Here is a 26,647-nt window from a genome sequence, read left to right as displayed (position 1 = left end):
GCTCCGTGTCCCTCGACACCGGCACCGAAGCGCTCGCCCGGCTCGCGGAGGAACGCGTCGACCACCGTTTCAAGGGCCTCCCTCCGGACGCCGAAGGGCTGACCGTCGGCGAACTGGCCGCCCAGCGCCGAAACCTCTTCGAGGACGGCTTCGCGACCCCGGTACTGGCCCTCTCAGCCGAGCGCCTGGAGCACAACCTCGCGCTGATGGAGACGTACACCGAACGGCACGGCCTCGCCTTCGCCCCGCACGGCAAGACCTCCATGGCCCCGCAGCTCTTCCGGCGGCAGACCGAGCGCGGGGCGTGGGGCATCACCCTGGCCGTGCCCCATCAGGTGCGGGTGGCGCGGGCGTTCGGCACCCGGCGGGTCTTCCTCGCGAACGAGCTCGTGGACGCCCCGGCGCTCCGCTGGATCGCCGCCGAACTGGAGCGCGACGCGGACTTCCACTTCGTCTGTTACGTCGACTCCGTGCGCGGGGTCGAGCTGATGGACGCGGCGCTGAGGACGACGGGGACCCCGCGCCCCGTGGAGGTCGTGGTCGAGCTCGCCGCCGGGGAGAGTGCCCGTACCGGCGTCCGTACGGAGGCGGAGTGTGCGGCGGTCGCGGACGCGGTGGCCCGGACGGGGACCCTGCGGCTGGTGGGGGTGGCCGGGTACGAGGGCGAGGTCCCGCAGGCGGACCCGGACCGGGTGCACGCCTATCTGCGCCGGCTGACCGCCCTCGCCGTCGAGTTCGACAAGGCGGGCCGGTTCGCGGGCTTGACGGAGATCGTGGTGAGCGCGGGCGGCAGCGCCTGGTTCGACGCGGTCGCCGACGTCTTCGCCGACCTACCGGAACTCTCGCTCCCTACGCTGAGGTTGCTCCGCTCGGGCGCGTACGTCTCGCACGACGACGGCCGCTACCGGGCGGTCACCCCCTTCAACCGGGTACCCGAGGAGGGCGCCCTGGAGCCCGCCTTCCGGCTCTGGGCGCAGATCGTCTCCCGCCCCTCACCGGAGCAGGCCTTCGCCAACGCGGGCAAGCGGGACGCGGCCTACGACCTCGACCTCCCCTTCGCCCAGGTGATCCGCCGGGCGGGCACCGAGCGTCCGGCGACCGGGGTCTCGGTCACCGGCCTGTCCGACCAGCACGCCTGGCTGCGCACCGGTCCCGAGGCGGATGTGGAGGTCGGGGACTGGATCGGCCTCGGCCTCTCCCACCCGTGCACGTCGTTCGACAAGTGGCAGCTGATCCCGGTCGCCGAGGCGGACGGGACGGTCGTCGACTACATCCGCACGTTCTTCTAGGGGGGGTCGTGGAGCAGCTCGTCATCCGGGACGCGGACGTCGTCGACGGCAGCGGGGAACCCTCCTACCGGGCCGACGTGGTGGTCGACGGCGGCCGGATCGTGTCGATCGTCAAGGAGGCCGCGGCGGCGGGCTGCCAGCGCCCGCGCGCGATGCGCGAGCTGGACGCGGAGGGCCTGGTCCTCTCCCCGGGCTTCATCGACATGCACGCCCACAGCGACCTCGCCCTGCTGCGCGACCCCGACCACAGCGCCAAGGCCGCGCAGGGGGTGACTCTGGAAGTGCTGGGCCAGGACGGCCTTTCGTACGCCCCGGTCGACGACCGCACGCTGGCCCAGGTCCGCCGGGCGATCGCCGGCTGGAACGGCCACGGGGACGACATCGACTTCGACTGGCGGTCGGTCGGCGAGTACCTGGACCGCCTCGACCGTGGCATCGCCGTCAACGCGGCCTATCTGATCCCGCAGGGCACGGTGCGCGCGCTCGCCGTCGGCTGGGAGGACCGCGCGGCGACCCCGGCCGAACTGGACCACATGCGCCGGCTGGTGGCCGAGGGCATGGCTCAGGGCGCGGTCGGCCTGTCCTCCGGTCTCACCTACACCCCCGGCATGTACGCGGCGGACGCCGAACTGACCGAGCTGTGCCGGGTGGTGGCCCGGTACGGCGGCTACTACTGCCCGCACCACCGCACGTACGGGGCCGGCGCGCTGGAGGCGTACGCGGAGATGGTGGCCCTGGCCCGGGAGGCGGACTGCCCCCTCCACCTGGCCCACGCGACGATGAACTTCGGCGTGAACGAGGGCCGGGCCCCCGAGCTGCTGGCCCTCCTCGACGAGGCCCTCGCCGCCGGCGCCGAGATCACCCTCGACACCTACCCCTACACCCCCGGCAGCACGACCCTCGCGGCGATGCTCCCGAGCTGGGCGCACGAGGGCGGCCCCGAGGCGGTCCTGACCCGGTTGGCCGACGACGAGACGGCCGACCGCATCCGCCACCACCTGGAGACCCTCGGCTCCGACGGCTGTCACGGCGTCCCCATCGAGTGGGACACCATCGAGATCTCGGGCGTCGCCGACCCGACCCTGGCCGGCTTCGTCGGCCGCACGGTCGAGGACTCGGCGCGTCTGCGCGGCGAGCCCCCGTGGGCGACGGCCCGCCACCTGCTGCTGGCGGACCGGCTGGCGCCCGCCATCCTCCAGCACGTCGGCCACGAGGAGAACGTCCGCACGATCATGCGCCACCGCGTCCACACCGGCGGCTCGGACGGCATCCTCCAGGGCGCCAAGCCCCACCCCCGGGCCTACGGCACGTTCCCGCACTACCTCGGCCACTACGTACGGGAGCTGGGCGTCCTCTCCCTGGAGGAGTGCGTCGCCCACCTCACCGCCCGCCCCGCGGCCCGGCTGCGCCTGCCGGACCGCGGCCTCGTACGCGAGGGCTACCGGGCCGACGTCGTCCTCTTCGACCCGCGGACGGTGGCGGCGGGCTCGACTTTCGAGAACCCACGCCAGCTGCCGACGGGCATCCCGCACGTCCTGATCGACGGCCGTTTCGTCATCGAGGACGGCCGACGGACGGACGTCCTGGCGGGTCGGGCGATCCGGCGTACGAAATGATCGCCCCGAGCAGGAGCGCCCCGTAAGGGGCGCGGGGCTGTGTGCGATGTGCGGCTGCCGCCGCGTGGGCGCGACCAGCCCCGCGGCGCCGCACCCGAGAACGGCGCCCCCAGCGGAGCGCTACGGCTTGGGCAAGGTGCAACCACTCGCACTCAGGTTCAGCACGTTCCCCGTCGTGAAGCACGCCGGAATGATGTACGTCTCCTCGGCGTAGTTGATCCCCTGCCGCACCGTCACGTTCCCGTTCTCGTCCACCTCGCACGGGTTGTCGACGGTGCACTGCTCCCCGTCCTCGTTGCCCGTGTTGTTGACGGCGACGACCTGGCCCGTGCTGGTGTCGATCACCGGCGACCCCGACGTCCCCCCGATCGTGTTGCACGCGGAGGTGTAGCGGACGGAGTCCTTCCAGGTCCAGTCGCCCTCCTTCAGCCGGTACACGAACCCGTCGATGTTGCAGCTGTAGATCGTCTTCCAGTAGCCGGAGACGACCTTGATGGCGCTCCCGGCGACGGGGTGCGCGGCGCTGACGGTGAGCGGGCTGATGCCGTAGGAGCTCTTGATCGCGGCGTACGTCGTGGTGGTGCGGTAGATCGTGATGTCCGTGTCGGTCATCGTCGAGTAGACGACCTGGTTGGCACGGAGCGTGGCGACCCTGGTGCCGGAGGAGTTGAGCAGGCCGAAGGTCCGGCTGGAGGACTGGCCGGTGATGACCTCGCCGGGCTCCGGGAAGCCGGTCTCCAGGCAGTGGCCGTTGGTGAGGACCAGTGCGGGGTCGCTGTCCGCGGAGTTCGGGAAGCGGATGACGGAGCCGGAGCAGTTGCTCAGCGAGACGGTGCCCGCGAAGTTGACGGTCACCGCCGCGGCCTTGGCCGTCTGCGGCGCGGCGACCGCCGGTGCCACGCCCATCCCGGTGATGGCCAGGGAGGCGAGCGCGGCGACGAGAGGCTTGTTCATGTGGGGGTCCCCTCTATACGACGAGGTGACCGGAGATCTTCCGGTCACCCGCTTTTTGTCATGCACATTTTTACCGCAGAGGCGCACGCGGGCAAGGAGTTGTTTCAGGAACGCCGTTGGCGGATTTCCGCACAGGCGGCGTCGATGTGCTGGAAGAGAACCGAAGAGCCGGACGTGATGCGCGCGCCGAGTTCCCGGCTGCGCTGCTCGCGGGCGGGAGTGACGCGGCCGACGAAGAACACGACGGGGCCGTCGAAGAGGCCCCTGGTCCGCCAGGCGGCCAGGTCGGCGAACCCCGCGTCCCGTTCCGTGCCGCGCGTGACATCGGAGATCACCAGGTCCACGGGGTGGGTGGAGAGGATCCGGTCGGCGGTCGGACCGCTCTGCGCCACCAGAACATCCGCTCCGTGCGCCCGGAGGTGGCGCACGTGGGTCGCGTTCTGCTCCGGGTAGTCGTCCACCCACAGGACGCTGACGTCCCGGTACTCGTCCCGCCCGTCCTCCTGACCGGTCGGCGGGTCCTCCTCCGGGCGCCCGGCGACAGGCGCCGCGCCGCCCTCCTGCAGACGCCTCACCAGCGCGTCCACCTGCGGCAGCCGCATCCACTCCTCGACGAGGTGCACGAACCCGTGGTCCCGCGCCAGCACCGGAAACGCCGTGGGCAACTCCTCCTCCAGCCGGGCCAGTACGGTCTCCCACTTCTCCGGGTCCCCGGACTCCGGCGCCGCGAGCCCGTGCCCGGTCACCGACGCCACCGTCGTATGCCATGCCTCCTCGTCGGCATGGGCCACCCGGCTCAGCACCCGCCGTGCCGTGCGGTACTCCAGGAACTCCCGGGCCGCGTGCGCATACGTGCCGTCGCCGGAGACGAGCAGGCGGTAGAAGTCGCCGTACAGGTGCTGCAGCAGAAGTGTCCGGACGACGGCCTCCGGCGCGAACCTCGCCCATACCGGGTTGAGCGCGCACTCCAGGCCGAAGCCGTTGATGAGCCGTTTGATCCGGCGCGGATTGCGGGCCGAACGGGCGGCGATCAGCCGTACCAGGCCGTCGTCCAGCAGCTCGCGCAGACCCGAGCGCTCGGCGCAGTGCCGGACGTACGCCTCCAGGTGCTCACCGGCCGCCACCGGCAGCCGGTAGCTCGTCTGGAATATCTTCTCCATGAACGCCGAACCGGCCGGCCGCAGATCGCGCAGCAGACCCGACGGTCCGAGCGCCGACCGGTCGCAGCCGATCACGAAGGCGAGGCCCGGCACGTCCAGATAGACCTTCACCGCCTCGCACACCGCGAGGACCGTCTCCTCGGCACAGCGGTCGAGGTCGTCGACGAAGACGACCAGCATGCGGCGGGGCCGGTCACCCGTCTCCTCCGCCCAGGCCGTGGCGACCTTTCGCAGCTCGTCCCGCAAGTCGTTACGGGCCTTCGCGTCGACCGACAGCTCCTCCCAGAACCGGTCGACCAGGCCCGCCAACCCGACCGTCGCGCCGGCCACGGTCAGCGTCGCCCGCGCGGCCGCGAGCCAGGGCTTCTTCCCGGTGAGCCCGGCCACCGCGCGCCGCATCACCCGCTCGTCCAGTTTCATCAGGACGGTCTTGATGAGCCCTTCGAGGGCGTCAGTGCCGGTGGAGGTCCAGGCGTTGTACCAGACGGTCTCGACGCCCTTCTGCCGCAGCTCCACCTCGACCAGCCGCATCAGGCTGCTCTTGCCCATGCCCCAGCCGGCGTCCACGGCCAACGTCAGCGGAGTCGCGGCCCGGGAGTCGTGCAGCAGCCTGGCCAGCTGCCGGGCGGCCTGCCCGGCGCCGAGCAGATCGGCCGAAGGGCCGGTCACGGGCTCGTCGTTGAGCAGCGAGAATTCCATGAGGCCCCCTTCACTCAGGGGGCCAAACTATATATTTCCGCGGCGACTTGGGGCCGAGTACACCGCCCGTCCGCTGGGCTCGCCGCTAACGGCCCCTGCCGCCGCCCTTCCCGTACCCCCACCCGTGGCCACCCCAGGAGGCAGGGGGCGTGGTCGGTGTCGTGGTGATCGGCGAAGGTGTCGCGCTCGCGCCGCGCACCGGGGTGGTACTCGACGAGGGGGCCGCCGACGCCGGTGCCCCGGCCGTGGACGTAGCGCGGGCCGACGGCGACTCGGCGTTCGGCGCGGCCGACTTCACCGAGGGCCTGACGGACGCACTGCTCGGGCTCTCCCCCGGCGCCTGCGCCAGCGCCGACGACTCACCGACCGTGTGCTTCGTACGGTCCTGCTCCACCTGACCGCCGCCGGACGACGAGGAGAAGGCGAAACCGGCGACCAGCGCGGCCACTGACGCGGCGCCCACCGCACCCACGGCGACCACCACGTGCTTCATCCGCACGCCACTCGCGCCACGGGCCGCCCGCCGTCGCTCCGCCCGGCCCGGCCCCGGTGCGCCGTGCGCGATGCGGGGCAGCTCGCGCGTCTCGTCGTACGCGTTGAGCCAGCCGTGCGCGGACGCCGGATCCCGGTACCGCTCGTACACCGGGGCCGGTCCGCCCTGGTTCTGGTAAACGCTGGGCGCCCCTGTTTCGTCCTCGGCAGGTCTCGGCATGGACGCGAATTCTAGGGAGAGGACAGCCTTTGAGACAGCTACCGGCGATAACAGGCCAAATCGATCCCCCGCACCGAGCCCCAGAAGGACGGCCGCTTCACCGACCAAGGAAGCCCTCGTCGACGGCGTGGGCGACTGGTACGCGTCGTCCGTCGCGCCTGGCCGGGTCGAGCCCCTGCCCGCCACCGGACCGTCGCCCGGTGTGGACTGGGGCGTCAAGGAGATCGCGACCACCACCAGCGACACCCACGATCCCGTCCACTCCGAGCACGGCAAGAAGGCCAGAGCCGAGCTGTCCCGGTACGACCGCATGATGGCCCGCCGCAGGCCCAGGAAGGGCCAGCTGCGTCAAAGGGCTGGAGGCAAAGCGGTGGCGGGCGAGGGCTTACCGAAAGATCGCCCGGCAGCGGCAGGCCCCCGCTCGAAAGTGGGCGAAGAAGGTCGTCCGAGATCATGACGCGATCGCGGGAGAGGACTTCCGGCGCACGGGCGTGACGTACGCCTGGTCCATCCCGCGCACACCACCATGGACCGCGGACGCTGCGGTGCGAGAACCAGGCACGCGCTCCCGCTGCCGGAACGTCCCTGCACCTGCACCGCATGCGGAGCCGCCTCCCCAAGGGACAAGAACGCCTGAGCCAGAAATCCCCTCCCACCAGGGACGAGAGCAGCCAAGTGGTGGAAAACACGACCCCGTGAGCGGCACCGCGCCGTAAGCTCACCACCATGCAGGTGATCCAGTCGACCAAGCTCGCCAACGTCTGTTACGAGATCCGGGGTCCGGTTCTCGAGGAGGCGATGCGGCTTGAGGCGGCGGGGCACCGCATCCTCAAGCTCAACACCGGCAACCCGGCCGCCTTCGGCTTCGAGTGCCCGCCGGAGATCCTGGAGGACATCCTCCGCAACGTCTCCACGGCGCACGGCTACGGCGACGCGAAGGGTCTGCTGGCCGCCCGGCGCGCGGTCGTCATGCACAACCAGACCATCGGCATCGAGACCGACGTCGAACACGTCTTCGTCGGCAACGGCGTCTCCGAGCTGATCGTGATGGCGATGCAGGGGCTTCTGGACGACGGCGACGAGGTGCTGGTCCCCGCGCCGGACTACCCGCTGTGGACCGCGGCCGTCTCGCTCTCCGGCGGCACGGCCGTGCACTACCGCTGCGACGAGCAGTCGGACTGGATGCCCGACCTCGCCGACATCGAGCGCAAGGTCAGCGACCGCACCAAGGCGATCGTCATCATCAACCCGAACAACCCGACGGGCGCGGTGTACGACGAGGCGATGCTGCGCGGGCTGACCGACATCGCCCGCCGCCACAACCTGCTCGTCTGCTCGGACGAGATCTACGACAAGATCCTCTACGACGGCGCCACGCACACCCCGACCGCCGCGGTCGCCCCGGATCTGCTGACGCTCACCTTCAACGGCATGTCGAAGGCGTACCGGGTGGCCGGCTACCGGGTCGGCTGGATGTCCATCTCCGGGCCCCGGGCGCACGCCGACTCCTACATCGAGGGCCTGACGATCCTCGCGAACATGCGGCTGTGCGCGAACATGCCCGGTCAGCACGGTGTGGTGGCGGCGCTCAGCGGGCGCCAGACGATCAACGACCTGGTCCTGCCGGGCGGGCGGCTGAAGGAGCAGGTGGACCTCGCCTACGACCTGCTCACCCAGATCCCGGGCGTGAGCTGTGTCCGCCCCAAGGGTGCGCTGTATCTCTTCCCGCGGCTCGACCCGCAGGTCTTCAAGATCAAGGACGACCGGCAGATGGTCCTGGACCTGCTCCGGCAGGAGAAGATCATGGTCGTGCAGGGCAGCGGCTTCAACTGGCCGGAGCCGGACCACTTCCGGGTGGTGACCCTGCCGACGGTCGGGGATCTGCGGGACGCGATCACCCGGATCGGACGGTTCCTGGACGGGTACGGCCAGCCATAGGTAGCCGCCGGGCCACCGTCCGTGACCCGGGTCAACTTTAGACGAAATCTAAGCTAGGATGGCTTCCTGCCAGAACACTGGAGGCCATCTCCCATGTACGAACCGATCCGCACCAAGTCGGTCCACAGCACGATGGCCGGCACGCCTTCCGACTTCCCCCACCGGACGCGCGAGGAGGAGCTGGACATCCAGCTCGCCGGACACCTCGCGGCGCTGCTCGCCGTCACCGACGAGCTGCGCGCGCTCACGCCGTCCACCGACCTCGACGCCGCCGCGACCCGGCTGGCCGAGCAGGTGGCCCGGCTGCGGGGCGGACGTACACCGGTCCGCGCGTCGGTGACGGCGGTCCAGGAGCCGGCCGCGCTCCACGAGCGTGCGCACGCACTCGCCGGCCGGGCCCTGGTGGTGGCGGCGTCCCGGGCGGACACCGCGGCGGCGATCCTCGCGGCGGAACGCATGGACGCGCACGCCGCCCTCACCCCGGCGAGCTGACCCGCCACCCCCCGACGGCCCCGGTCCGCGCGCTCCCGCAGCGACGCGCGGACCGGGTTGCCACAACGGGCTACCGCCGAAGAGCCGCAACCTCCCCCTCCGCACCTTCCCCCACCGCACCCTTCCCCGACGCGGCCACCCCTTCCTCGCGCACCCCTTCGCCGCCCCGCTCTTTCCGCCGCGACGGCGACCAGCCACGACGGCGTGATCCGGCGGTGCCACTCCGCCCGATGTCCGGCACCGCCGAAATGCGCCGCAGGGGCTGAGCGCCGTCGCGGCGGGTTGAGCAGTGGACGTCGGCCCCCACCATCGCCGCACCGGCCACCTGAAGCCAGCCCGCACAGCCGCCCCCTGGCCTGATCCCCGCCGCGGCGGACCGGGTAGTGGGGGGCGGCCCCCGCAGTCGGCGCTGTCGGGTGCGCTTGGCCGGTGGCGTACCGCTGAGCGGTTTTCGGCCGCCAGTTGCAATCCGGGACGCCCGATTCACCCCCCGTTCATCCAGGTCGCCCAGGAACGTGGGGTTCCGCGAGCACGCTCCCCTGCGTGAGACGTATCGCGGGAATCGTCCTCGCGGTGCTGCTGATCGGTGGCGTGGTGGCTGCCGTCGTCGCAGGCCGGCAGGGGGACGACAAGGGCACGGCAACGAAGACCGTGCGTGGTGTGATCGGTTCGGAGAAGTCGGACTTCTTCGCCGATCCCGATGTGGTGAAGGCCCTCGCCGCCAAGGGCTACACCGTGAAGACGGAGGCGTCGGGCTCCTGGGCCATGGACGGCCTGGACCTGAAGGGCTATGACTTCGCCTTCCCGTCCAGTTCGGCGCCCGCCGACGAGCTGGCCGAGAAGTACCACGCCCGCCAGCCCCTCCCCCGCCCCTTCTACTCGCCGCTGGTCGTCGTGGCCCACCGCAGCGCCGCCGAGGTACTGGCCGCCAACGGGCTCGCCGTGCTCGACGGGAAGGGCAGCAAGGGCACCCTGAAGATGGCCGCCTACCTGGACGCCGCCCGGCACGACCGGACCTGGCAGCAGCTCAAGGGGGCCAAGGCGCACGGGGAGTTGTCGGGGACGCTGTTCATCACCAGCACCGATCCGGAGACCTCCAACTCCGGCGCCCTCTACCTCGCCGCCGCCTCCTATGTCGCCAACGGCGGCCGGGTGGTGGCGAGTGACGCCGACATCGCGAGGACCGCGCCGCTGCTCAAGAAGCTGGTCAGCGTGCAGGGTGCGCAACAGCCCAGCAGCGACTCGGTGTTCCGCGACTTCATCAGCGGCGCCGGCAACCCTCTGGTGTGCCTGTACGAGTCGCAGGTCGTGTCGCTGCTCGCGGACACGCACGGCACGGACGACCTCGTGGTCCTCTACCCGGACACCACGGTCAACAGCGACCACACCATCGTGCCGCTCGACGACGCCGGCCGGGAGCTCGGCGAACTCCTCAGCACCGACCCGGCCCTGCGCAAGCTCGCCGTCAAGCACGGCTTCCGGCCCCAGGGCGACTCCGCCGAGTTCGTCACGGCCACCGCGGACCGCGCCGCCTACCTCAACCAGACACTGACCGGCGTCCGGCAGGCGCCCGTGCCCACCTCCGCGGTGCTGCACGAGATGGCCCGCCGGGCGCGCGGCTGACGGGGGGATCCTGTGAGCAACTTCGACAAGATGGTGCCGAGCGGCGGTGAGCCCACGCCCACGCTCAGCGGCGACGACGTCTTCACGCTGACCCCGCCGGAGGCGGTCGCGCCCGTGCCGCGGGAGAAGGCCGGCGGACTCGTGCCGGTCGACGACAGCGTCCGTACGGACATGGCGCAGAAGGCCACCGCGTACGTCCGGGGACTGGCCTCCCTGGACGCGCGGTCACCGGAGTTCGCGAGCAAGGTCGGCGAGATCACCGGCCTGGGCGCCGGCGAGATGCGCACCGCCGCCGCGCAGTCCAACCGCATGCTGGAGCGTGCCGTGCGCAGCCTGCCCGACAAGGGCGGTGACGCCCAGGCCAAGGTGGCCGGCTCGCTGGTCGAACTCCGCAGGGTCGTCGAGGACCTGGACCCGCGCGACCTGCCCGCGAGCAAGGGCCGCAAGTTCCTCTCCCGGCTGCCCGGTGGCAACAAACTCCGCGATCATGTCGCCAAGTACGCCTCCGCGCAGGGGACGCTGAACAGGATCGTGGGGTCGCTGCGCGGTGGGCAGGACGAACTGCGGCGCGACAACGCGGCGTTGCAGACGGAGCGGGTGCGGCTCTGGGAGACCATGGGCAAGCTCCAGGAGTACGTCGTCCTGACCCAGGCCCTGGACACCGCCGTCGAGCAGCACGCCGGCCGGCTCACGGACCCCCAGGAGGCCGACGCCGTGCGCGCGGACGTGCTCTTCCCGGTCCGGCAGAAGCACCAGGACCTGCTCACCCAGCTCGCGGTGGCCGCGCAGGGCTACCTCGCGATGGACGTCGTACGGCGCAACAACGACGAGCTGATCAAGGGGGTCGAACGCGCCGCCACCACCACGGTCTCGGCGCTGCGGATCTCGGTGATGCTGGCGTCCGCGCTCGACACCCAGAAGAAGGTGATCGAGCAGGTCGACGCGTTGCGCGGGACGACCGAGGAGCTGATCCGGGGCAACGCCGAGATGCTCGCGAGCCAGAGCGGGGAGATCCAGCGCATCGCCGCCGACCCGGCCGTGGGCGCCGAGACGCTGCGCGCCGCGTTCCAGCAGATCTACCGGACCCTCGACGCCATCGACACGTACAAGGTGCAGGCGACCGAGACGATGGCGAACACCGTGCAGTCCCTCACGGACGAACTCCAGCAGGCGAGCGCCTACCTGGAGCGCAGCCGGGCGAAGGGTGCGCTGGAGGGCGGCCTCGCATGAGCAGACGCCCGCTCCTCGCCCTCCTAGCGGTGGCGGCCGTCGTGCTGGCCGGCTGCACATCCGAGGACCACGGCGACGACTCCACGGCCCCTGAGCCCGGCACTCTGCGGGTCCTCGCCTCCTCCGAACTCAGCGACATGACGCCCGTCTTCGACCGGGTCCGCAAGGACACCGGCGTCACGATCCGCCCGACCTACATGGGCACCCTGGACGCCGTCGACCTGCTGGCCAGGGGGAAGGCCGACGGCAGGTACGACGCGCTGTGGCTGTCCTCCGACGACTATCTGCGGCTGCGCCCGGAGGCGGCGAAGAAGGTCGTCTCCGAGACCTCGGTCATGTCCAGCCCGGTCGCGATCGGCGTGAAGACGGCCACCGTCAAGGCGCTCGGCTGGAAGCCGGACGCGGTCACCTGGTCACAGATCGAACGGGCCGTGGTGGCGGGCAGGCTGAGCTACGGCATGACGGATCCTGCCCGCTCCAACTCCGGGTTCTCCACGCTGATATCGGTCGCGTCCGCTCTCTCCGGCGCCCAGTCGGCGCTCACCGACGCGGACGTGGCCAAGGCGACCCCGAAGCTGAAGGAGTTCTTCAAGGGCCAGAAGCTGACGTCCGGTTCCTCGGGCTGGCTGGCCTCGGCGTACCGGCGGCGCGGTGACGTCGAAGCGCTGCTCAACTACGAGTCCGTGCTCAAGGGCATCCCGGGTCTCACGGTGATCCGTCCCAGCGACGGCGTGGTCACCGCCGACTACCCGTTCTCCTCCCTCGCCGGCACCTCCGCGGCAACCCGCGAGGACGTCCGCAAGGTCACCGAGGACCTGCGCACCACGGCCGTGCAGAAACTCATCACCGACACCACCCACCGCCGCCCGGTGGTCGCCTCCGTCCCGCCGGCCGCCGGTCTCGACACCGCCCGTCGCCGCGAACTTCCGTTCCCCGGGAGCCAGTCGGTGGCCGACGGGCTGATCTCGGCGTACGAGAACGAACTGCGCCGCCCCTCCCGCACGGTCTACGTCCTGGACACCTCGGGCTCGATGGACGGTGACCGGCTGGACCGGCTGAAGAAGGCCCTGACCGAACTCACCGGCGACTTCCGCGACCGCGAGGAGGTCACCCTGATGCCGTTCGGCTCGGCGGTGAAGAGCGTCAGCACCCACGTCGTCGACCCGGCGGACCCCAAGGACGGTCTGGACGCCATCCGCAAGGACACCGAGGCCCTGCGCGCCGACGGCAACACGGCGATCTACACCTCACTGGAGAAGGCGTACGACCATCTGGGCAACGGCGCGGACACCTTCACCTCGATCGTGCTGATGACGGACGGCGAGAACACCACGGGCGCCAAGGTCGGCGACTTCGACGACTTCTACCGCCGGCTGTCCCCCGGGCAGCAGAACATCCCGGTCTTCCCCATCCTCTTCGGCGACTCCTCCCGTGCCGAACTGCAGCACATCGCCACCCTGACCGGCGGCCGTCTCTTCGACGGCCGGGAGGGTTCCCTGGACGGCGCCTTCGAGGAGATCCGTGGCTACCAGTAAGGCACTCGCCTATCTCGAATCCCGTAAGAACCTCACCGGTTCGGCGGGCGGCCTCCTCGGCCTGGTGCTGACGTTCACGGGCGTGGCAGGCCCGTACTGGCCGGTGGTGGTGGCGGGCCTGTACGGCGCGGGTGCCCTGATCGCCCCGCCGGAACGCCCGCCGCTGCCGGACTTCCCGACTCCCTCGGCCCAGCTGGAGGAGGTGCGGGCCGACTTCGGCCGCCTGGAGACCTACCTGGCGGAGGTCGGGTTGCCGGCCTCGGCGGCGGCACGGCTCGCCGAACTCACCGATCTGCTCACGGCGTTGCTGGATCCGGGCTGGGCGGCCGAGCTGCTGGCAGAGGACCCGGAGGGCGTCCACGTCCTCTCGCGGACGGTACGGCAGGACATCCCGGAGGCGGTCGACAGCTTCGTACGCACCCGGTGGTGGACGCGTCTGGCACCCGGACAGGAGCCGCCCGAGCGGCACCTTGAGCGTCAGCTGGCCGTGCTCAGGGAGGAGGCGGAGCAGTTGGCGGCCGCCCTCAGGGACGCCGAGGCCAGGCGTCAGGAGACGCACACCCGCTATCTGGAGGACCGCAACAGCTGAGGCCGGAGCGGAGGGCTCAGAGGCAGCTGACGCGGCCGCCGCCCGGGCCGGTGGCGCAGGTGCCGAAGCCGAGGCCGCCATGGGCCGTGTCGTTGCCGGAGACACCGTCGGTGGTGATCACCCGGTCGTTGCCGGCAGACCAGACCCGTTCACGGTGTCGTCGCCGGGACCGCCGTACAGCGTGTCGTTGCCGGCGCCGCCGTCGATGGTGTCGGTGCCGTAGTCGCCGTGGACGGTGTCGGCGCCGCCGTTCCCGTCGAGGGTGTCGTTGTCTCCCGGGCCGCAGCTCACGGCGTTGCCGAACGTGCCGTTGAGGGGGTCGCCTCCGAAGTCGGTGAGGACCGTGCCGGTGCCGCCGAAGCCGGTGTCCAGGCCGCCGGGGGCTGCGACCGCGGTGCCGGGCAGGGCCAGGACGAGCGCCAGGAGGGTGGCTGAACACGGTTCCGGCCCGGACCGCGAGCGGTCGAACACCAGGTGCGCTCGATCAGGCCGACGCGGCACGAGTCGCCTTGCGCTCACCGGCCGCAGTAAAGCAGTCCGGCGGGCGACCGGGGCCCGCCCACACAGGCGAAGGCCTGCCGCCCCCGCGTCCGTCGGGGCAGACGGAGGCGGCTGACGGCAGGCCGTCGGCCGCACACGCCGTTGTGCGCGGCCTCGCCGGTTCACACCGCGGCCGGTGGTGACGATCGCTGGTCAGGGCTCATCCCCCAACCGGCCGCGGAGCCTTGCCGGAGGCGTCTCAGCCCAGCCGCTCCACCAGCGCCCGGTACTCGGCCCACAGCTCCTTCGGCGTCTGCTCGCCGAAAGTGTTGAGGTGGTCGGGGACGAGCGCCGCCTCCTCCCGCCAGACCTCCTTGTCGACGGTCAGCAGGAAGTCGAGGTCGCTGTCGGCGAGGTCGAGCCCGTCGGTGTCGAGGGCGTCACGCGTCGGCAGCACGCCGATCGGCGTCTCCACCCCGTCCGCCTTGCCGTCGAGCCGCTCCACGATCCACTTCAGGACCCGGGAGTTCTCGCCGAAGCCCGGCCAGACGAACTTGCCCTCGTCGTTCTTGCGGAACCAGTTGACGTAGTAGATCTTCGGCAGTTTGGACTGGTCCTTGTCCTTGGCCACGTCGATCCAGTGGGCCATGTAGTCGCCCATGTTGTAGCCGCAGAAGGGCAGCATCGCGAACGGGTCCCGGCGCAGCTCGCCGACCTTGCCCTCGGCGGCGGCGGTCTTCTCGGAGGCCACGTTGGCGCCCAGGAAGACACCGTGGTTCCAGTCGAAGGACTCGGTCACCAGCGGGACCGCGGTGGCGCGGCGGCCGCCGAAGAGGATCGCCGAGATCGGCACGCCCTTCGGGTCCTCCCACTCCGGCGCGATGATCGGGCACTGCGCGGCGGGGACGGTGAACCGGGCGTTGGGGTGGGCGGCGGGCTCCGCGGACTCCGGCGTCCAGTCGCGGCCCTTCCAGTCGGTGAGATGGGCCGGGGTCTCCTCCGTCATGCCCTCCCACCAGATGTCGTCGTCATCGGTGAGCGCCACGTTGGTGAAGACGGCGTTGCCCCACAGCGTCTTCATCGCGTTGGCGTTGGTGTGCTCACCGGTGCCGGGCGCGACGCCGAAGAATCCGGCCTCGGGGTTGATGGCGTAGAGGCGGCCGTCCGCGCCGAACCGCATCCAGGCGATGTCGTCGCCGATCGTCTCGACGGTCCAGCCGGAGACGGTGGGCTCCAGCATGGCGAGGTTCGTCTTGCCGCAGGCGCTCGGGAAGGCGGCGGCGACGTACTTGGACGCGCCCTGCGGGGGCGTGAGCTTGAGGATCAGCATGTGCTCGGCGAGCCAGCCCTCGTCGCGCGCCATGACGGAGGCGATGCGCAGGGCGTAGCACTTCTTGCCGAGCAGGGCGTTGCCGCCGTAGCCGGAGCCGTAGGACCAGATCTCGCGCGACTCGGGGAAGTGCGAGATGTACTTGGTCTTGTTGCACGGCCAGGGGACGTCGGCCTGGCCCGGCTCCAGCGGGGCGCCGAGGGTGTGGACGGCCTTCACGAAGAAGCCGTCGTCGCCGAGTTCGTCGAGGACGGCCTGGCCCATGCGCGTCATGGTGCGCATGGAGACGGCGACGTACGCGGAGTCCGTGATCTCCACGCCGAGGGCGGAGAGCGGCGAGCCGAGGGGGCCCATGCAGAACGGGACGACGTACATCGTCCGGCCCTTCATCGAGCCGCGGAACAGGCCCTTCTCGCCCGCGAAGATCTCCCGCATCTCGGCGGGGGCCTTCCAGTGGTTGGTCGGGCCGGCGTCCTTCTCCTGCTCGGAGCAGATGAACGTGCGGTCCTCGACCCGGGCGACATCGGTCGGGTCGGAGGCCGCGTGGTACGAGTGGGGGCGCTTGATCGGGTCGAGCTTCTTGAAGGTGCCCTTCGCCACGAGCTCTTCGCACAGTCGCTCGTACTCTGCCTCGGATCCGTCACACCAGACCACGCTGTCCGGTTGCGTCAGTTCGGCGATCTCGTTGACCCACGAGACCAGTTCCTGATGGTGGGTGGGGATGACGGTGGGAGCCGCGATGTCGCGCGCCACGATTGCTCCTAAATGAGGGATTTTTGATCTTGTGGCCCTGTTTCAGGCCTTGCTGCCCCGTGGGGGCCGCGACCCGGATGCTTCGTAGCCGCTCATCCGGTGCCGACCGCACTCATTTGATCCTGCGACGCGATCACCCATCTGTCCAGAGGGAGTCACAGATGAGCGACGTGAGGAAGGCCACGGTTTCTGCGTCGACCTGCGTTTCTTTGCGTCCACATTGAGTTCGCCTCAAGGTCTTTTTGCACACCGCTGCGCACGTGACCGAGGCCCGTGAGACGATGGCCACTCCGCGACGCCCGTCGAGCGAGACTGATCCGTAACTTACGGTTCCGTAGGTACGATGGCCCTCATGACTGCGTCCGCCCCCGACGCGCCCACGGAACCGCCGGCCGCCGGCCGCGGTTCCGCCGCGCTCTCCTCCCTGTCGCAACAGGTCAAGCCCAAGCTGCGCGGCTGGCTGCACCTGGGCATGTTCCCGGCCGTACTCATCGCGGGCCTCGTCCTCACCGCTCTCGCCGACTCGCCGCGCGGCCGCATCGCCTGCGGGATCTACGCCCTGACGGCATGCCTGCTGTTCGGCGTGAGCGCGCTGTACCACCGGGGCGACTGGAGCCCGCGCATGGACGGCATCCTGCGCAGACTCGACCACGCCAACATCTTCCTGATCATCGCGGGCACGTACACCCCGCTGACCCTGCTGCTCCTGCCGGGCACCAAGGGCCAGTGGCTGCTGTGGGGCATCTGGGCCGCGGCGGCCGCCGGCATCGCCTTCCGGGTCTTCTGGGTCGGCGCACCGCGCTGGCTGTACACGCCCTGCTACATAGCGATGGGCTGGGCGGCGGTCTTCTACCTGCCCGACTTCATGCGCACCGGCGGTATCGCGGTCCTGGTCCTGGTCATCGTCGGCGGCCTCCTCTACAGCGCGGGCGGCGTGATCTACGGCATCAAGCGCCCGAACCCGTCACCGCGCTACTTCGGGTTCCACGAGGTGTTCCACTCCTTCACGCTGGCCGCGTTCGTCGTCCACTACGTCGGCATCTCCCTGGTGGCCTACCAGCACGCGTGACCCCACCGCCGCTTCTTCGAGTGGCCACGGCTTCCGAGCCGTGGCCACTTTTTTCATGCCCTCACCCATATTACGACATCGACTCGCTATTGACAGCTACTAGATTTTGAGAGTTACTCTCATTTCATGGCTACTGTCACTCACCTTGAAGAGACGCACCAGAACCCCCGCCGCTGGTGGGCCCTGGGTGCCCTGGTCGCGAGCATGCTGGTGCTCGGCTTCGACACGACGATCCTCAACGTGGCGCTCCCGACGATGGCCCGGGAGCTCGGCGCCACCACCAGCCAGCAGCAGTGGATGGCGGACGCGTACGTCATCGTCTTCGCGTCGCTGATGCTCCCCGCCGGACTCCTCGGCGACCGCTTCGGCCGCCGCCGGATGCTCGTCGTCGGCCTGCTCGTCTTCCTGGCCGGCTCGGTGGCGGGCTCACTGGCCGGCGACGTGAACTGGGTGATCGCCGCCCGCACGGTGATGGGCGTCGGCGCCGCGCTGGTGATGCCGCTCGCGATGTCCGTGCTGCCCTCGCTGTTCGGACCCGCCGAGCGCACCCGGGCCGTCGGCATCGTCTCGGCCACCTCGGCGCTGGGCCTCCCGCTCGGCCCGATCATCGGCGGCTTCCTGCTCAACCACTTCTGGTGGGGCTCGGTCTTCCTGATCAACGTGCCGATGGCCGCCATCGGTGTCGCCGCCTGCGTCTTCCTGCTCCCCGAGACCAGCGACCCCGCCTCCCCCAAGGTGGACGCGCTCTCCACCGCGCTCACCGCGATCGGCCTCGGCGCCCTGGTCTACGCGATCATCGAGGCCCCCGACCGCGGCTGGGGCGACCCGCTGGTGCTGGCCCTGCTGGCGATCGCCGTCGTCCTCGTCGCGGCCCTGGTGCTGCGCGAACGCAAGGCCGACCGCCCCATGCTCGACATGGAGCTGCTCACCCACCGCGGCTTCCTGCTCAACGCCGTCGCGGCGACGCTCGTGATGTTCGTGCTGTCCGGCCTGATGTTCGTGCTGCCGCAGTACCTCCAGGCGGTCCTCGGCAACGACGCCTTCGGCACCGGCCTGCGCCTGCTGCCGATGATGGGCGGCCTGATGGTCGCCGCGCGGACCGCCCAGCCGGTCGTCGCCCGCTTCGGCGCCCGCGCCGTGGTCACCGCGGGCCTGGTCGTCCTCGCCTTCGCCGCCCTGCTCGGCAGCCGTACGTCGGTGAGCGACGGCTACGGCTTCACCGCCCTGTGGCTGTCCATCACGGGCCTCGGCTTCGGCTTCTCGGTGGTCCCGTCGATGGACGGCGCCCTCGCCGCCCTGCCCGCGGACCGGGCCGGCAGCGGCTCCGGGCTGCTGATGACCCTGCGCCAGGTCGGCGGCGCGATCGGCATCGCCCTGCTCGGCAGCCTGCTGGCGGGCGCCTTCCGCGACCGCCTGGACGTGACCGGCCTGCCCGCCCCGCTCGGCCACACGGCCGGCGAGTCGGTGGTCGCCGCCCACCTGGTCGCCGCGAGGACCGGTTCCACCCACCTCGTCGACTCCGCGAACGCCTCGTACGTGCACGGCATGGACCTCGTCCTGATGGTGTGCGGCATCGCCGGACTCGCCACCGCCCTGCTGGCCGCCGCGCTCCTGCCCAACACGCCCACCGAGCACCGTGCCGAGGGGAACGAGATCCCGGACGTGGCCCCCACCACCGCCGATGCCGGACAATGACCAGCATGACGGCACCGCGCACCTCCCCCCAGCCCGGCCTCCGCGAACGGAAGAAGATCAAGACCCGCGAGGCGATCCGCGCGGCCACGTACGCGCTGGTCGAGGAGCAGGGCTGGGATGCCACGACGATCGAGCAGATCGCCGAGCGTGCCGAGGTGTCGCCGTCGACGGTCTTCCGGTACTTCCCGACCAAGGAGGACATCGTCCTCACGGACGAGTACGACCTGTTGATCATGGAAGAGCTCCGGTCGCGGCCCGCCGACGAGCCGTGGCCGGAGTCCCTCCGCTTGGTGATGCACCGGGCGATCCGGATGGGCGTCAAGGACGATCCGGTGGTCTCCCGGCTGCGCACCCGGCTGATGGTCGAGGTCCCCTCGGTGCGCTCCCGGATGATGGAGAGCATGTCGTCCACCGGGCGCCTGCTCTGCCAGGCCATCGGGGAGCGCACCGGCCGCGCCCCGGACAGCCTGGAGGTCCGGGTCTACGCGATGTCCTTCATCGGCGGGCTGATGGAGGTCTCGATGTTCTGGGCGGAGAACGAGCACGAGGGCGACTTCGAGGCCCTCGTCGACCGCGCCCTGGACGTCATCGAGCACGGCCTGCCCCCGGAAAACCACTGAGGCCGGGGCCGTCCCCCGTGCCATCCTGACCAGGTGAACGCTGCCGAGATCCACGTCGAAGTCGCTCCCGAGCTGGCGCTGTTCGTCCCGCACGCCCGCCGCGCCGGCAGCCATCCGCTCGCCGTCGACGGCGTCTCGACCCTCGGTCACGTCATCGAGTCCCTGGGCGTCCCCCTCACCGAGGTCGGCGCCCTGGTGGTGGACGGCCGCGAGGTCCCCGTGGCCCACATCCCGGCGGACGGCGAGCGGGTGACCGTACGCCCGGTCACCCGCCCCCAGCAGATCCCCGGCGCTCCGCTCCGCTTCCTCCTCGACGTCCACCTCGGCACCCTCGCCCGCCGCCTGCGCCTCCTCGGCGTGGACACGGCGTACGAGTCGACGGACATCGGCGACCCGGCCCTCGCCGCCCGCTCGGCGGCCGAGAAGCGCGTGCTGCTGAGCCGCGACCGGGGCCTGCTGCGCCGCCGCGAACTCTGGGCGGGAGGCTATGTCTACAGCACCGGCCCCGACGACCAGCTCCGCGACGTCCTCGACCGGTTCGCCCCCGACCTGCGCCCCTGGACCCGCTGCACCGCCTGCAACGGCCTGCTCAGGGAGGCGACCAAGGACGAGGTGGCGGACCAGCTGAAGGGCGGGACGCAGAAGTCGTACGACGTCTTCGCGCAGTGCGCGGAGTGCGGCCGGGCGTACTGGAAGGGCGCGCACCACCAGCAGCTGGAGGCCATCGTGGCGCGCGCCCTCGCCGAGTTCGCCTGACCCCGGACGGGCTTGGGTCCGCGGTCAGTTGCGGCCCAGTGCCCGGTACTCCCAGCCGGCCGCACGCCACTGGGCGGGGTCGAGGGCGTGCCGGCCGTCCACGACCCGGCGCCGGTTCACCACGGCGCCCATGGCCTCCGGGTCGATCTCCCGGAACTGCGTCCACTCGGTGAGCAGGACCACGACATCCGCGCCCGTGGCGGCCTGCAGCGCGTCGGTCCCGTACGCCAGCTCGGGGTGGGCGCGGCGGGCGTTGTCCATCGCCACCGGGTCGTAGACCGTCACCTGGGCGCCGGCCCGGTGCAGGGCGGCGGCGACGTCCAGCGCGGGCGCGTCCCGGATGTCGTCGGAGTTGGGCTTGAAGGCCGCCCCGAGCGCGGCCACCTTCGTCCCGGCGAGATCGCCGCCGACCAGCTCGCGGACCAGGTCCACGGTGCGGGCCCGGCGGCGCTGGTTGATGGCGTCCACCTCGCGCAGGAAGGCGACCGCCTGGGCGACGTCCAGTTCCTCGGCGCGGTGGATGAAGGCCCGGATGTCCTTGGGCAGGCAGCCACCGCCGAAGCCCAGCCCCGGCTTGAGGAACCGGCCCCCGATCCGGTCGTCGTAGGCCAGCGCCTCCGCGAGCCGGTGCACGTCGGCGCCGGTCGCCTCGCAGACCTCCGCCATGGCGTTGATGTACGAGATCTTCGTGGCCAGGAAGGAGTTGGCGGCGACCTTGACCAGTTCGGCGGTCGGCAGGTCGGCCACCACCACCGGGGTGCCCTCGGCGATGACGGGCGCGAACGCGGCGCGCAGCTGCTGCTCCGCCCACGCCGACTCGGTGCCGAACACCAGCCGGTCGGGGTGCAGGGTGTCCTCCACGGCGAAGCCCTCGCGCAGGAACTCCGGGTTCCAGGCCAGCTCCACGGCGTCCCCGGCCGGGGCGGTGCTCCGTACCAGCTCGGCCAGCCGGGCCGCGGTGCCCACCGGCACCGTCGACTTTCCGACCACCAGGGCCCGGCGGTTCAGGTGCCGGGCCAGCTCGGTCACCGCGCCCTCCACATGGCGCAGGTCGGCGGCGTAGGAACCGGACTGCTGCGGGGTGCCCACGCAGACGAAGTGGATGTCGCCGAACTCCGCGGCCTCGGCGAGGCTGGTCGTGAAGTGCAGCCGGCCCGAGTCCTGGGCCTTGACCAGGAGTTCGGGCAGCCCTGGCTCGAAGAACGGCACCTGCCCGGCTCTCAGCAGCTCGATCTTGCCGGGATCCACGTCGACGCCGAGCACCTCGAAGCCGAGGGCCGCCATGCACACGGCGTGCGTGGCGCCCAGGTAGCCGGTGCCTATGACGGTCAGGCGGGGAGCTTCGGCGCCGGCGGCGCCGACAGTGCCGTCGACGCCGTGGGGAAGAGTGTCCATGATGCCTCCGAGGAGATGCCGATATGCGGATGAAAGGTGCATGCCGGTGCGTGCTTGACGCAGAGCGGTGGAGGTGGGGCGAGCGAGCGGGGCCCGGGGTGGACCGGGCCCCGTCGCGTCAGGAGGAGCAGGCGACGTTGGCGAGGCCCTTCGCCGCGTCGGTGACCTTGTTGTCGCAGGTGACCTTGTTGTCCTCGGCGGGCGCGAAGTGGAAGCCGTAGCCGGGCCCGTCCACCTGCGCGGTGTTGTCCTGGAACACGTTTCCGGTGCCCCAGCCGTCGAGGATCCGGTGGGTCTGGAAGCCGTCCTCGCGGGAGTGGCTGCCGACGTTGCCCTTGATCAGCCAGTCGTTGCCCTTGACGTCGACCCAGGAGTCGTTGTGACCTCCGCTGAGGCCGGCGCCGTCGAAGGTGTTGCCGATCAGGGAGCCCCCGGTGGTGCCCTCCTTGATGTCGACGGACTCCGCGGTGGTGTCGCTGATGTGGTTGCCGCGGATCACGTTGTCGTCGCTCTTGTCGGGCTTGCAGCCGGTGACGGTGCACCAGTTGGACTGGGCGGACCCGACGTAGATCCCCTCGCCGAACGTCTCCTTGCGCTTGCCGGTGGCGCGGACGGTGTTGTCCTCGACCACGTTGCCGGAGCTGAAGTCGCGCAGGTGGATGCCCTCGTCGCCGATGTTCTCGACGGTCAGGCCCTGGATGACGGTGCCCTGGACGCCGTCGGCCATGACCCCCTTCTGGCCGTCGCGCACGGTGAAGCCGATCAGCCGCCAGTGGCTGGCGCCGTCCAGGTGGAAGGCGTAGCCGCCGTCGACGTCACCCGCGTCGATCACCGCGCCCGGGCCGCCGCACAGGAAGATCGGACGGTCCGCCGTACCGGGGGTGGTGGCGGTGAAGCGGTCCGCGTAGACGCCGTCCTGCATCTGGATGACGGCACCGGGCTGGGCCTGCTCCAGCGCCTTCTTCAGGGACTTGGCGTCGCTGACGGTGACGGTGGCGGCCGGGCACTTCACCGGCCCGGAGGCCGCGGCCGAGCCTGACCCGGTGGGTGCGGCCGTCCCGTCGGTGGCCGCCGTGTCGCCCGGGGCCGGGTCGGAGGCCGTGGCGCCGGAGCCGGCGCTGTCGTCCCCGTCGTCCGTGGCTCCGGCGACCGGGATGGTGGGACCGGCGGTGGGACCGGCGCCGTACACGACGGACCGGTCGTCGCCTGCGGAGACCCCTGCCACGATCAGTGCCACCACCGAGATCAGCAGGGCGGCCGAGGCCACCCACAGCGGCGGACCGCCGGAGACCCAGATCCGGCGCAGCCGCTCCGCGGCGGGCTCGCCCGCCGGAGAGCCGCCGCCGGGCCCGTCAGCACCGGGCCCGCCGTCACCGGGCGCCCCAGGGAGGTCGTCGCTCATTCGCTCATCACCGGCTCCCGTCGGCGGCCTGCCACGGCGATCTCGTCCGGCGGCGGGGCGGGCAGCGGCGCCTTGTCGGAGTACGGGTGGACGATGCCGGTACCCCGTCCGTTCGCCCGCCGCCGGCGTCTGCCCATGACGGCCGAGAACAGGATGAGCAGCAGGATGCCCGTCCACAGCAGGGTCATCGGACTGGCGTAGTGCTTGACCTTGACCCAGAAGGAACTGGTGTCGTACCAGGCGAAGGTCTGGTTCTCCTTGATGTCGGCACCGCCGTGGGAGCGGCTGGAGTCCAGCGCGCTGGGGCCGACCCCGCCGATCACGTTGAACGAGACCGTCGTGCCGGACACGCCGCCGACCAGGCTGACCCCGTGGTTGCTGGCGTCCTGGACGGTGTTGCCGCGTATCTCGGCGGCCGAGTCGCGCACGTACACACCGGTCTCGGGCCCGTCGATGATGTTGCCGGTGACGGTGGCACCGGTGACCCCGTCGCGCACCGAGATGCCCTGCCGGTTCTGGCCGGTCAGGCGGTTGCCGGTGATGGACACCTTGTCCGCCGCCAGGCGGGCCACGATGCCCATGTCACCGCCCTCGATGCGGTTGTTCTGCACCCCGACGTCGAAACCGCCCAGCACCTCGACGCCGTACCGGCCGTTGTCCTTGGCCACGCTGTTGGCGACCGAGTTGGAGCCGTAGCTGTCGACGGTCTGCCCGGAGGCGGAGGGGCCGTCCGCGAGGGGCTTGCCGCTGAGCGTGTAGCCGTTGCCGCCGTTGCCCTCGGCCGTGGAGCCGCTGATGCGCACCTGCTGGGTGGCCCGGGAGAGGATGAACCCGTCGCCGCCGTTGTCCTTGGCGACCGTGCGCTGCACCAGCGAGCTGGAGACGAAGCGGTGCAGCACCACCCCGTCCTCCAGGCTGTTCTCCACGGTCGTGTCGCTGATCTCGATCCCCGTCGCGCTGGAGATGAAGATCCCGAAGGCGTTGCCGGTGATGGTCGAGTGGGTGATCGACCCGGAGACGTAGGAGAGCCCGGCGGTCGAGAACCGTGCGTCGGGGGTGGTCAGGGCGCCCGAGGGCATGGCCGTGATGTCCCCGCTGCTGGTGTTCTGGTCGTCCTGCGCGTTGCCCTGCGCGTCGGCCCGCTCGCGCGCGGTCTTGCCGTGCACCTGGCCGGTGTCCTCCAGCGAGCCGGTGTTCGGCCGGTCGGTGCCGGTGAGGCTGAGCCCGCCGGTGCGGCCGCTCCAGAAGCCCAGGTTCGCGAGTTTCGTGTGTGTCATCTCGAACTGGCCGCCGATGGTGCGGATATAGGCGCGGCCGTCCCCGACGTCGGTGTCGGCCTTGTTGGCCTGCGGGTCCCAGCTGGTGATGGTCAGCGGCGCCTGGGCGGTGCCCTGGAGGGACAGTTCGCCGCCGAAGGAGACGATGGAGACGAAGCCGCTGCGGTTGCTGGCCATGCGCAGGGTGAGGCCGCCCGGGTTGGACAGCTTCAGCTTGGCACCGACGTTGAGGTAGATGTTCTCGGTCAGCACGTACGAGCCGTCCTTGCGCCGCACGAAGGTCTGCGGGGCGAGCTTCAGCAGGTCGGCGATGGTGTAGGCGTTGCTGCGCTCGGTGAGGACCAGGGTGTACCCGTTGTCGGTGTCCAGCCGGAACGGCACGGTCCACTTGGTGCTCTGCAGGGGCGCCACCGACGTGAACGCCCGTACCTGGTTCAGGCGGTGGTCCTCGTCGGCGACCAGCGCCGCCTGGGTCTCCGCGTCCTCGGAGGCCAGTTTCTGCTTCTTGTCGGCGTCCCCGTCGGCGTGGGCCGTGGCCGAGGCGCCGAGCAGCAGCGTCGCCGCCACCGCGAAGGCTCCCAGCAGGGCCGCCGTCCTGGCGCCGGCCCGGCGCAGCCGGGTGCCGGGGCCGGGTCTTCTCTTCGTCATGGGATGCGTCATGAGGGGGGTGGCCATGGCGTCAGATCACCTCTGGCTGGAGGGCGGAGTGGCTCTGGCCGCCTCCGGCGGATCCGGAGAGCGTGGCCGCGCTCTGGCCCTCGCCTCCGATGCTGGTGCTGGTGCGCGTGAGCCAGCCCTGCTTGTTCATGGTGGCGAAGGCGTACAGCTTGATCGGCAGCGAGATCATGATGACCACGAGGGCCGTCAGCGGCAGCAGGAGGATCTCCTGCGGGTGCCTGCGCAGATGCGAGTAGCCGCGGACGGCACGGCCGAGCAGCAGCCAGATCAGGGTGAGGACGATGCCTCGGACGCTGAGGTCCAGCCGGCTCGTCAGCAGATAGCCGAGGGCCATGCCCATGGTCACCGGGGTCAGCAGGATCTGCAGCACCGTGATCTTGGTGACCAGCGGGACCCGCCACAGCCAGCCCTTGTACAGCGCGGTCAGGTAGCACCGGTAGGAGTTGCGGCTCCACCGGACGCGCTGCTTCACGAAGGCCCTGAAGGACGACGGGAACATGGAGATCGCCCGCGCCGAGGACTGGTGCACGGTCTTGTAGCCCGAGGCGAGCACCAGCCAGGTCAGCCTGCCGTCGTCGCCCGCCACACAGCGGCGGCCGAGGAAGAACTCGTTCTCCAGGTTCTCCAGCACGGGCAGGACGGCCGCGCGACGGTAGGCGGCGGTACGGCCGGACAGGCAGGCCACGGCACCGGCCCGGCCCATGGCCGGAACGTAGTCGTAGTAACGGAGGTTGACCAGCCAGTCGGCGATACGGCGCCAGACGCTCGTGGTGCGCTGGTAGACGTTCTGCTGGGTGCCCACCCCGCCGACCGCGGGGTCCTCGAAGGGCATCTGCACGGCGGCCAGCAGCCCCGGCTCCCAGCGGGTGTCGGAGTCCACCAGGACGAGGATCTCACTGGTGGCGGCCCGTATGCCGACCCCCAAGGCGGAACGTTTCCCCCTGTGCTCGAAGGCGAGCACCCGGACCCGGGGGTCCTCCACCAGCGACAGCCGGTGCAGTACCTCGTGGTCCTCCACGTCGGGGACGATGATGATCTCAGCGGGATCCTGGGCGAGCCAGGTCTCCAGGCATTCCAGCAGGATCTCCGGGTCCTCCCGGTAGGCCGGGACCACCACGGAGACGCTGGTACGGAAGTCGTTGACGACCGGCTTGGCGAACCGCGAGAGCACTGCCCGGTACAGCCAGAGCGCCCAGACGAACAGTCCGGCAAGCCCCAGCGGCATCAGCTCTCGCCACGAGGTTTCCCCCACAGCCTCGACGATCCACGACCAGACCTGGTCGAAGAACTCGGACAATGTTGCGCTCTCCCCCCACATGACACGTCTGCCACGGTCCGAAATCAGACAGAACCGG

Annotated in this window: 21 protein-coding genes and 1 pseudogene; 14 read left to right on the top strand and 8 right to left on the bottom strand. The window is 70.9% G+C overall.

The annotated features are described in order from the left end of the window. Positions 1-5: 5 nt before the first annotated feature. On the top strand, positions 6-1,289 hold the full coding sequence (locus OHB00_RS32525) for an amino acid deaminase (RefSeq protein WP_406440031.1): 1,284 nt from the start codon (positions 6-8) through the stop codon (positions 1,287-1,289). An 8-nt stretch (positions 1,290-1,297) separates the two neighbouring features. Then, positions 1,298-2,905: an amidohydrolase family protein gene (locus tag OHB00_RS32520; protein ID WP_406440029.1), complete on the top strand. Its 1,608-nt coding sequence runs from the start codon at positions 1,298-1,300 to the stop codon at positions 2,903-2,905. 120 nt (positions 2,906-3,025) lie between these two features. Here the strand turns inward: OHB00_RS32520 and OHB00_RS32515 are convergent, their stop codons facing one another. Together OHB00_RS32515 and OHB00_RS32510 are read right to left on the bottom strand one after the other, a co-directional pair. Next, the gene (locus OHB00_RS32515; protein WP_406440028.1) at positions 3,026-3,859 is read right to left on the bottom strand and encodes a trypsin-like peptidase domain-containing protein; all 834 of its coding nucleotides are present in this window, start codon (positions 3,857-3,859) and stop codon (positions 3,026-3,028) included. Positions 3,860-3,963: 104 nt separating this feature from the next. After that, a complete protein-coding gene (locus OHB00_RS32510) occupies positions 3,964-5,718 on the bottom strand; it encodes a P-loop NTPase fold protein (RefSeq protein WP_406440026.1) in 1,755 nt (584 codons plus the stop codon). Positions 5,719-5,867: 149 nt separating this feature from the next. Here OHB00_RS32510 and OHB00_RS32505 point away from each other — a divergent pair, with 149 nt between their 5' ends. The 8 genes and pseudogenes from OHB00_RS32505 to OHB00_RS32470 all read left to right on the top strand — a co-directional run bounded on the left by OHB00_RS32505 (position 5,868) and on the right by OHB00_RS32470 (position 13,837). Then, entirely contained in the window at positions 5,868-6,116 is a 249-nt protein-coding gene (locus OHB00_RS32505) for a hypothetical protein (RefSeq protein ID WP_406440024.1), read from the top strand. A 435-nt stretch (positions 6,117-6,551) separates the two neighbouring features. Continuing rightward, positions 6,552-7,064 (top strand): annotated as a pseudogene (locus OHB00_RS32500) (RNA-guided endonuclease TnpB family protein); the annotation flags it as partial. A gap of 92 nt (positions 7,065-7,156) precedes the next feature. After that, complete coding sequence (locus tag OHB00_RS32495) at positions 7,157-8,368, top strand: pyridoxal phosphate-dependent aminotransferase (protein ID WP_406440023.1); 1,212 nt, start codon at positions 7,157-7,159, stop codon at positions 8,366-8,368. Between the two features lie 93 nt (positions 8,369-8,461). Next, the gene (locus OHB00_RS32490) at positions 8,462-8,860 is read left to right on the top strand and encodes a hypothetical protein (protein WP_406440021.1); all 399 of its coding nucleotides are present in this window, start codon (positions 8,462-8,464) and stop codon (positions 8,858-8,860) included. 543 nt (positions 8,861-9,403) lie between these two features. Then, complete coding sequence (locus OHB00_RS32485; protein WP_406440019.1) at positions 9,404-10,483, top strand: hypothetical protein; 1,080 nt, start codon at positions 9,404-9,406, stop codon at positions 10,481-10,483. A gap of 30 nt (positions 10,484-10,513) precedes the next feature. After that, positions 10,514-11,713 carry a toxic anion resistance protein gene (locus tag OHB00_RS32480; protein ID WP_406446086.1) on the top strand — a complete coding sequence of 400 codons (1,200 nt, stop codon included), beginning with the start codon at positions 10,514-10,516 and terminating at the stop codon, positions 11,711-11,713. Then, complete coding sequence (locus OHB00_RS32475; RefSeq protein WP_406440017.1) at positions 11,710-13,248, top strand: substrate-binding domain-containing protein; 1,539 nt, start codon at positions 11,710-11,712, stop codon at positions 13,246-13,248. Before OHB00_RS32480 ends, OHB00_RS32475 begins: the two co-directional genes overlap by 4 nt. Further along, positions 13,235-13,837 (top strand): hypothetical protein, encoded by a 603-nt coding sequence (locus tag OHB00_RS32470; RefSeq protein WP_406440016.1) that lies wholly within the window; start codon positions 13,235-13,237, stop codon positions 13,835-13,837. Before OHB00_RS32475 ends, OHB00_RS32470 begins: the two co-directional genes overlap by 14 nt. A 117-nt stretch (positions 13,838-13,954) precedes the next feature. On the opposite strand, the gene OHB00_RS32465 is transcribed toward OHB00_RS32470, so the two are convergent. Further along, on the bottom strand, positions 13,955-14,308 hold the full coding sequence (locus tag OHB00_RS32465) for a calcium-binding protein (protein ID WP_406440014.1): 354 nt from the start codon (positions 14,306-14,308) through the stop codon (positions 13,955-13,957). Positions 14,309-14,576: 268 nt separating this feature from the next. Further along, the gene (locus OHB00_RS32460; RefSeq protein ID WP_406440012.1) at positions 14,577-16,400 is read right to left on the bottom strand and encodes a phosphoenolpyruvate carboxykinase (GTP); all 1,824 of its coding nucleotides are present in this window, start codon (positions 16,398-16,400) and stop codon (positions 14,577-14,579) included. Between the two features lie 352 nt (positions 16,401-16,752). On the opposite strand from OHB00_RS32460, the gene OHB00_RS32455 reads away from it, so the two are divergent. The 4 genes from OHB00_RS32455 to OHB00_RS32440 all read left to right on the top strand — a co-directional run bounded on the left by OHB00_RS32455 (position 16,753) and on the right by OHB00_RS32440 (position 20,540). Beyond that, positions 16,753-17,469 (top strand): hemolysin III family protein, encoded by a 717-nt coding sequence (locus OHB00_RS32455; protein WP_406440011.1) that lies wholly within the window; start codon positions 16,753-16,755, stop codon positions 17,467-17,469. A gap of 126 nt (positions 17,470-17,595) precedes the next feature. Further along, a complete protein-coding gene (locus tag OHB00_RS32450) occupies positions 17,596-19,164 on the top strand; it encodes an MFS transporter (protein WP_406440009.1) in 1,569 nt (522 codons plus the stop codon). Then, positions 19,161-19,784 (top strand): TetR/AcrR family transcriptional regulator, encoded by a 624-nt coding sequence (locus OHB00_RS32445; protein WP_406440007.1) that lies wholly within the window; start codon positions 19,161-19,163, stop codon positions 19,782-19,784. The genes OHB00_RS32450 and OHB00_RS32445 overlap by 4 nt, the downstream gene beginning before the upstream one ends. A 33-nt stretch (positions 19,785-19,817) precedes the next feature. Further along, complete coding sequence (locus OHB00_RS32440; RefSeq protein ID WP_406440005.1) at positions 19,818-20,540, top strand: Mut7-C RNAse domain-containing protein; 723 nt, start codon at positions 19,818-19,820, stop codon at positions 20,538-20,540. 24 nt (positions 20,541-20,564) lie between these two features. Here the strand turns inward: OHB00_RS32440 and OHB00_RS32435 are convergent, their stop codons facing one another. The 4 genes from OHB00_RS32435 to OHB00_RS32420 form a co-directional block, all read right to left on the bottom strand. Next, complete coding sequence (locus OHB00_RS32435; RefSeq protein ID WP_406440003.1) at positions 20,565-21,935, bottom strand: UDP-glucose dehydrogenase family protein; 1,371 nt, start codon at positions 21,933-21,935, stop codon at positions 20,565-20,567. A gap of 118 nt (positions 21,936-22,053) precedes the next feature. Then, a complete protein-coding gene (locus tag OHB00_RS32430) occupies positions 22,054-23,337 on the bottom strand; it encodes a right-handed parallel beta-helix repeat-containing protein (protein WP_406440001.1) in 1,284 nt (427 codons plus the stop codon). After that, positions 23,334-25,262 (bottom strand): right-handed parallel beta-helix repeat-containing protein, encoded by a 1,929-nt coding sequence (locus OHB00_RS32425; RefSeq protein ID WP_406439999.1) that lies wholly within the window; start codon positions 25,260-25,262, stop codon positions 23,334-23,336. The genes OHB00_RS32430 and OHB00_RS32425 overlap by 4 nt, the downstream gene beginning before the upstream one ends. Positions 25,263-25,293: 31 nt before the next feature. Continuing rightward, a complete protein-coding gene (locus OHB00_RS32420; protein WP_406439997.1) occupies positions 25,294-26,589 on the bottom strand; it encodes a glycosyltransferase family 2 protein in 1,296 nt (431 codons plus the stop codon). Between the last annotated feature and the right edge of the window lie 58 nt (positions 26,590-26,647).

The sequence above is a fragment of the Streptomyces sp. NBC_00631 genome (assembly GCF_045206895.1).
Classification (GTDB): domain Bacteria; phylum Actinomycetota; class Actinomycetes; order Streptomycetales; family Streptomycetaceae; genus Streptomyces.
Note: the sequence above shows the minus strand (reverse complement) of the source record. Positions and strands in the feature narration are given on the sequence as shown.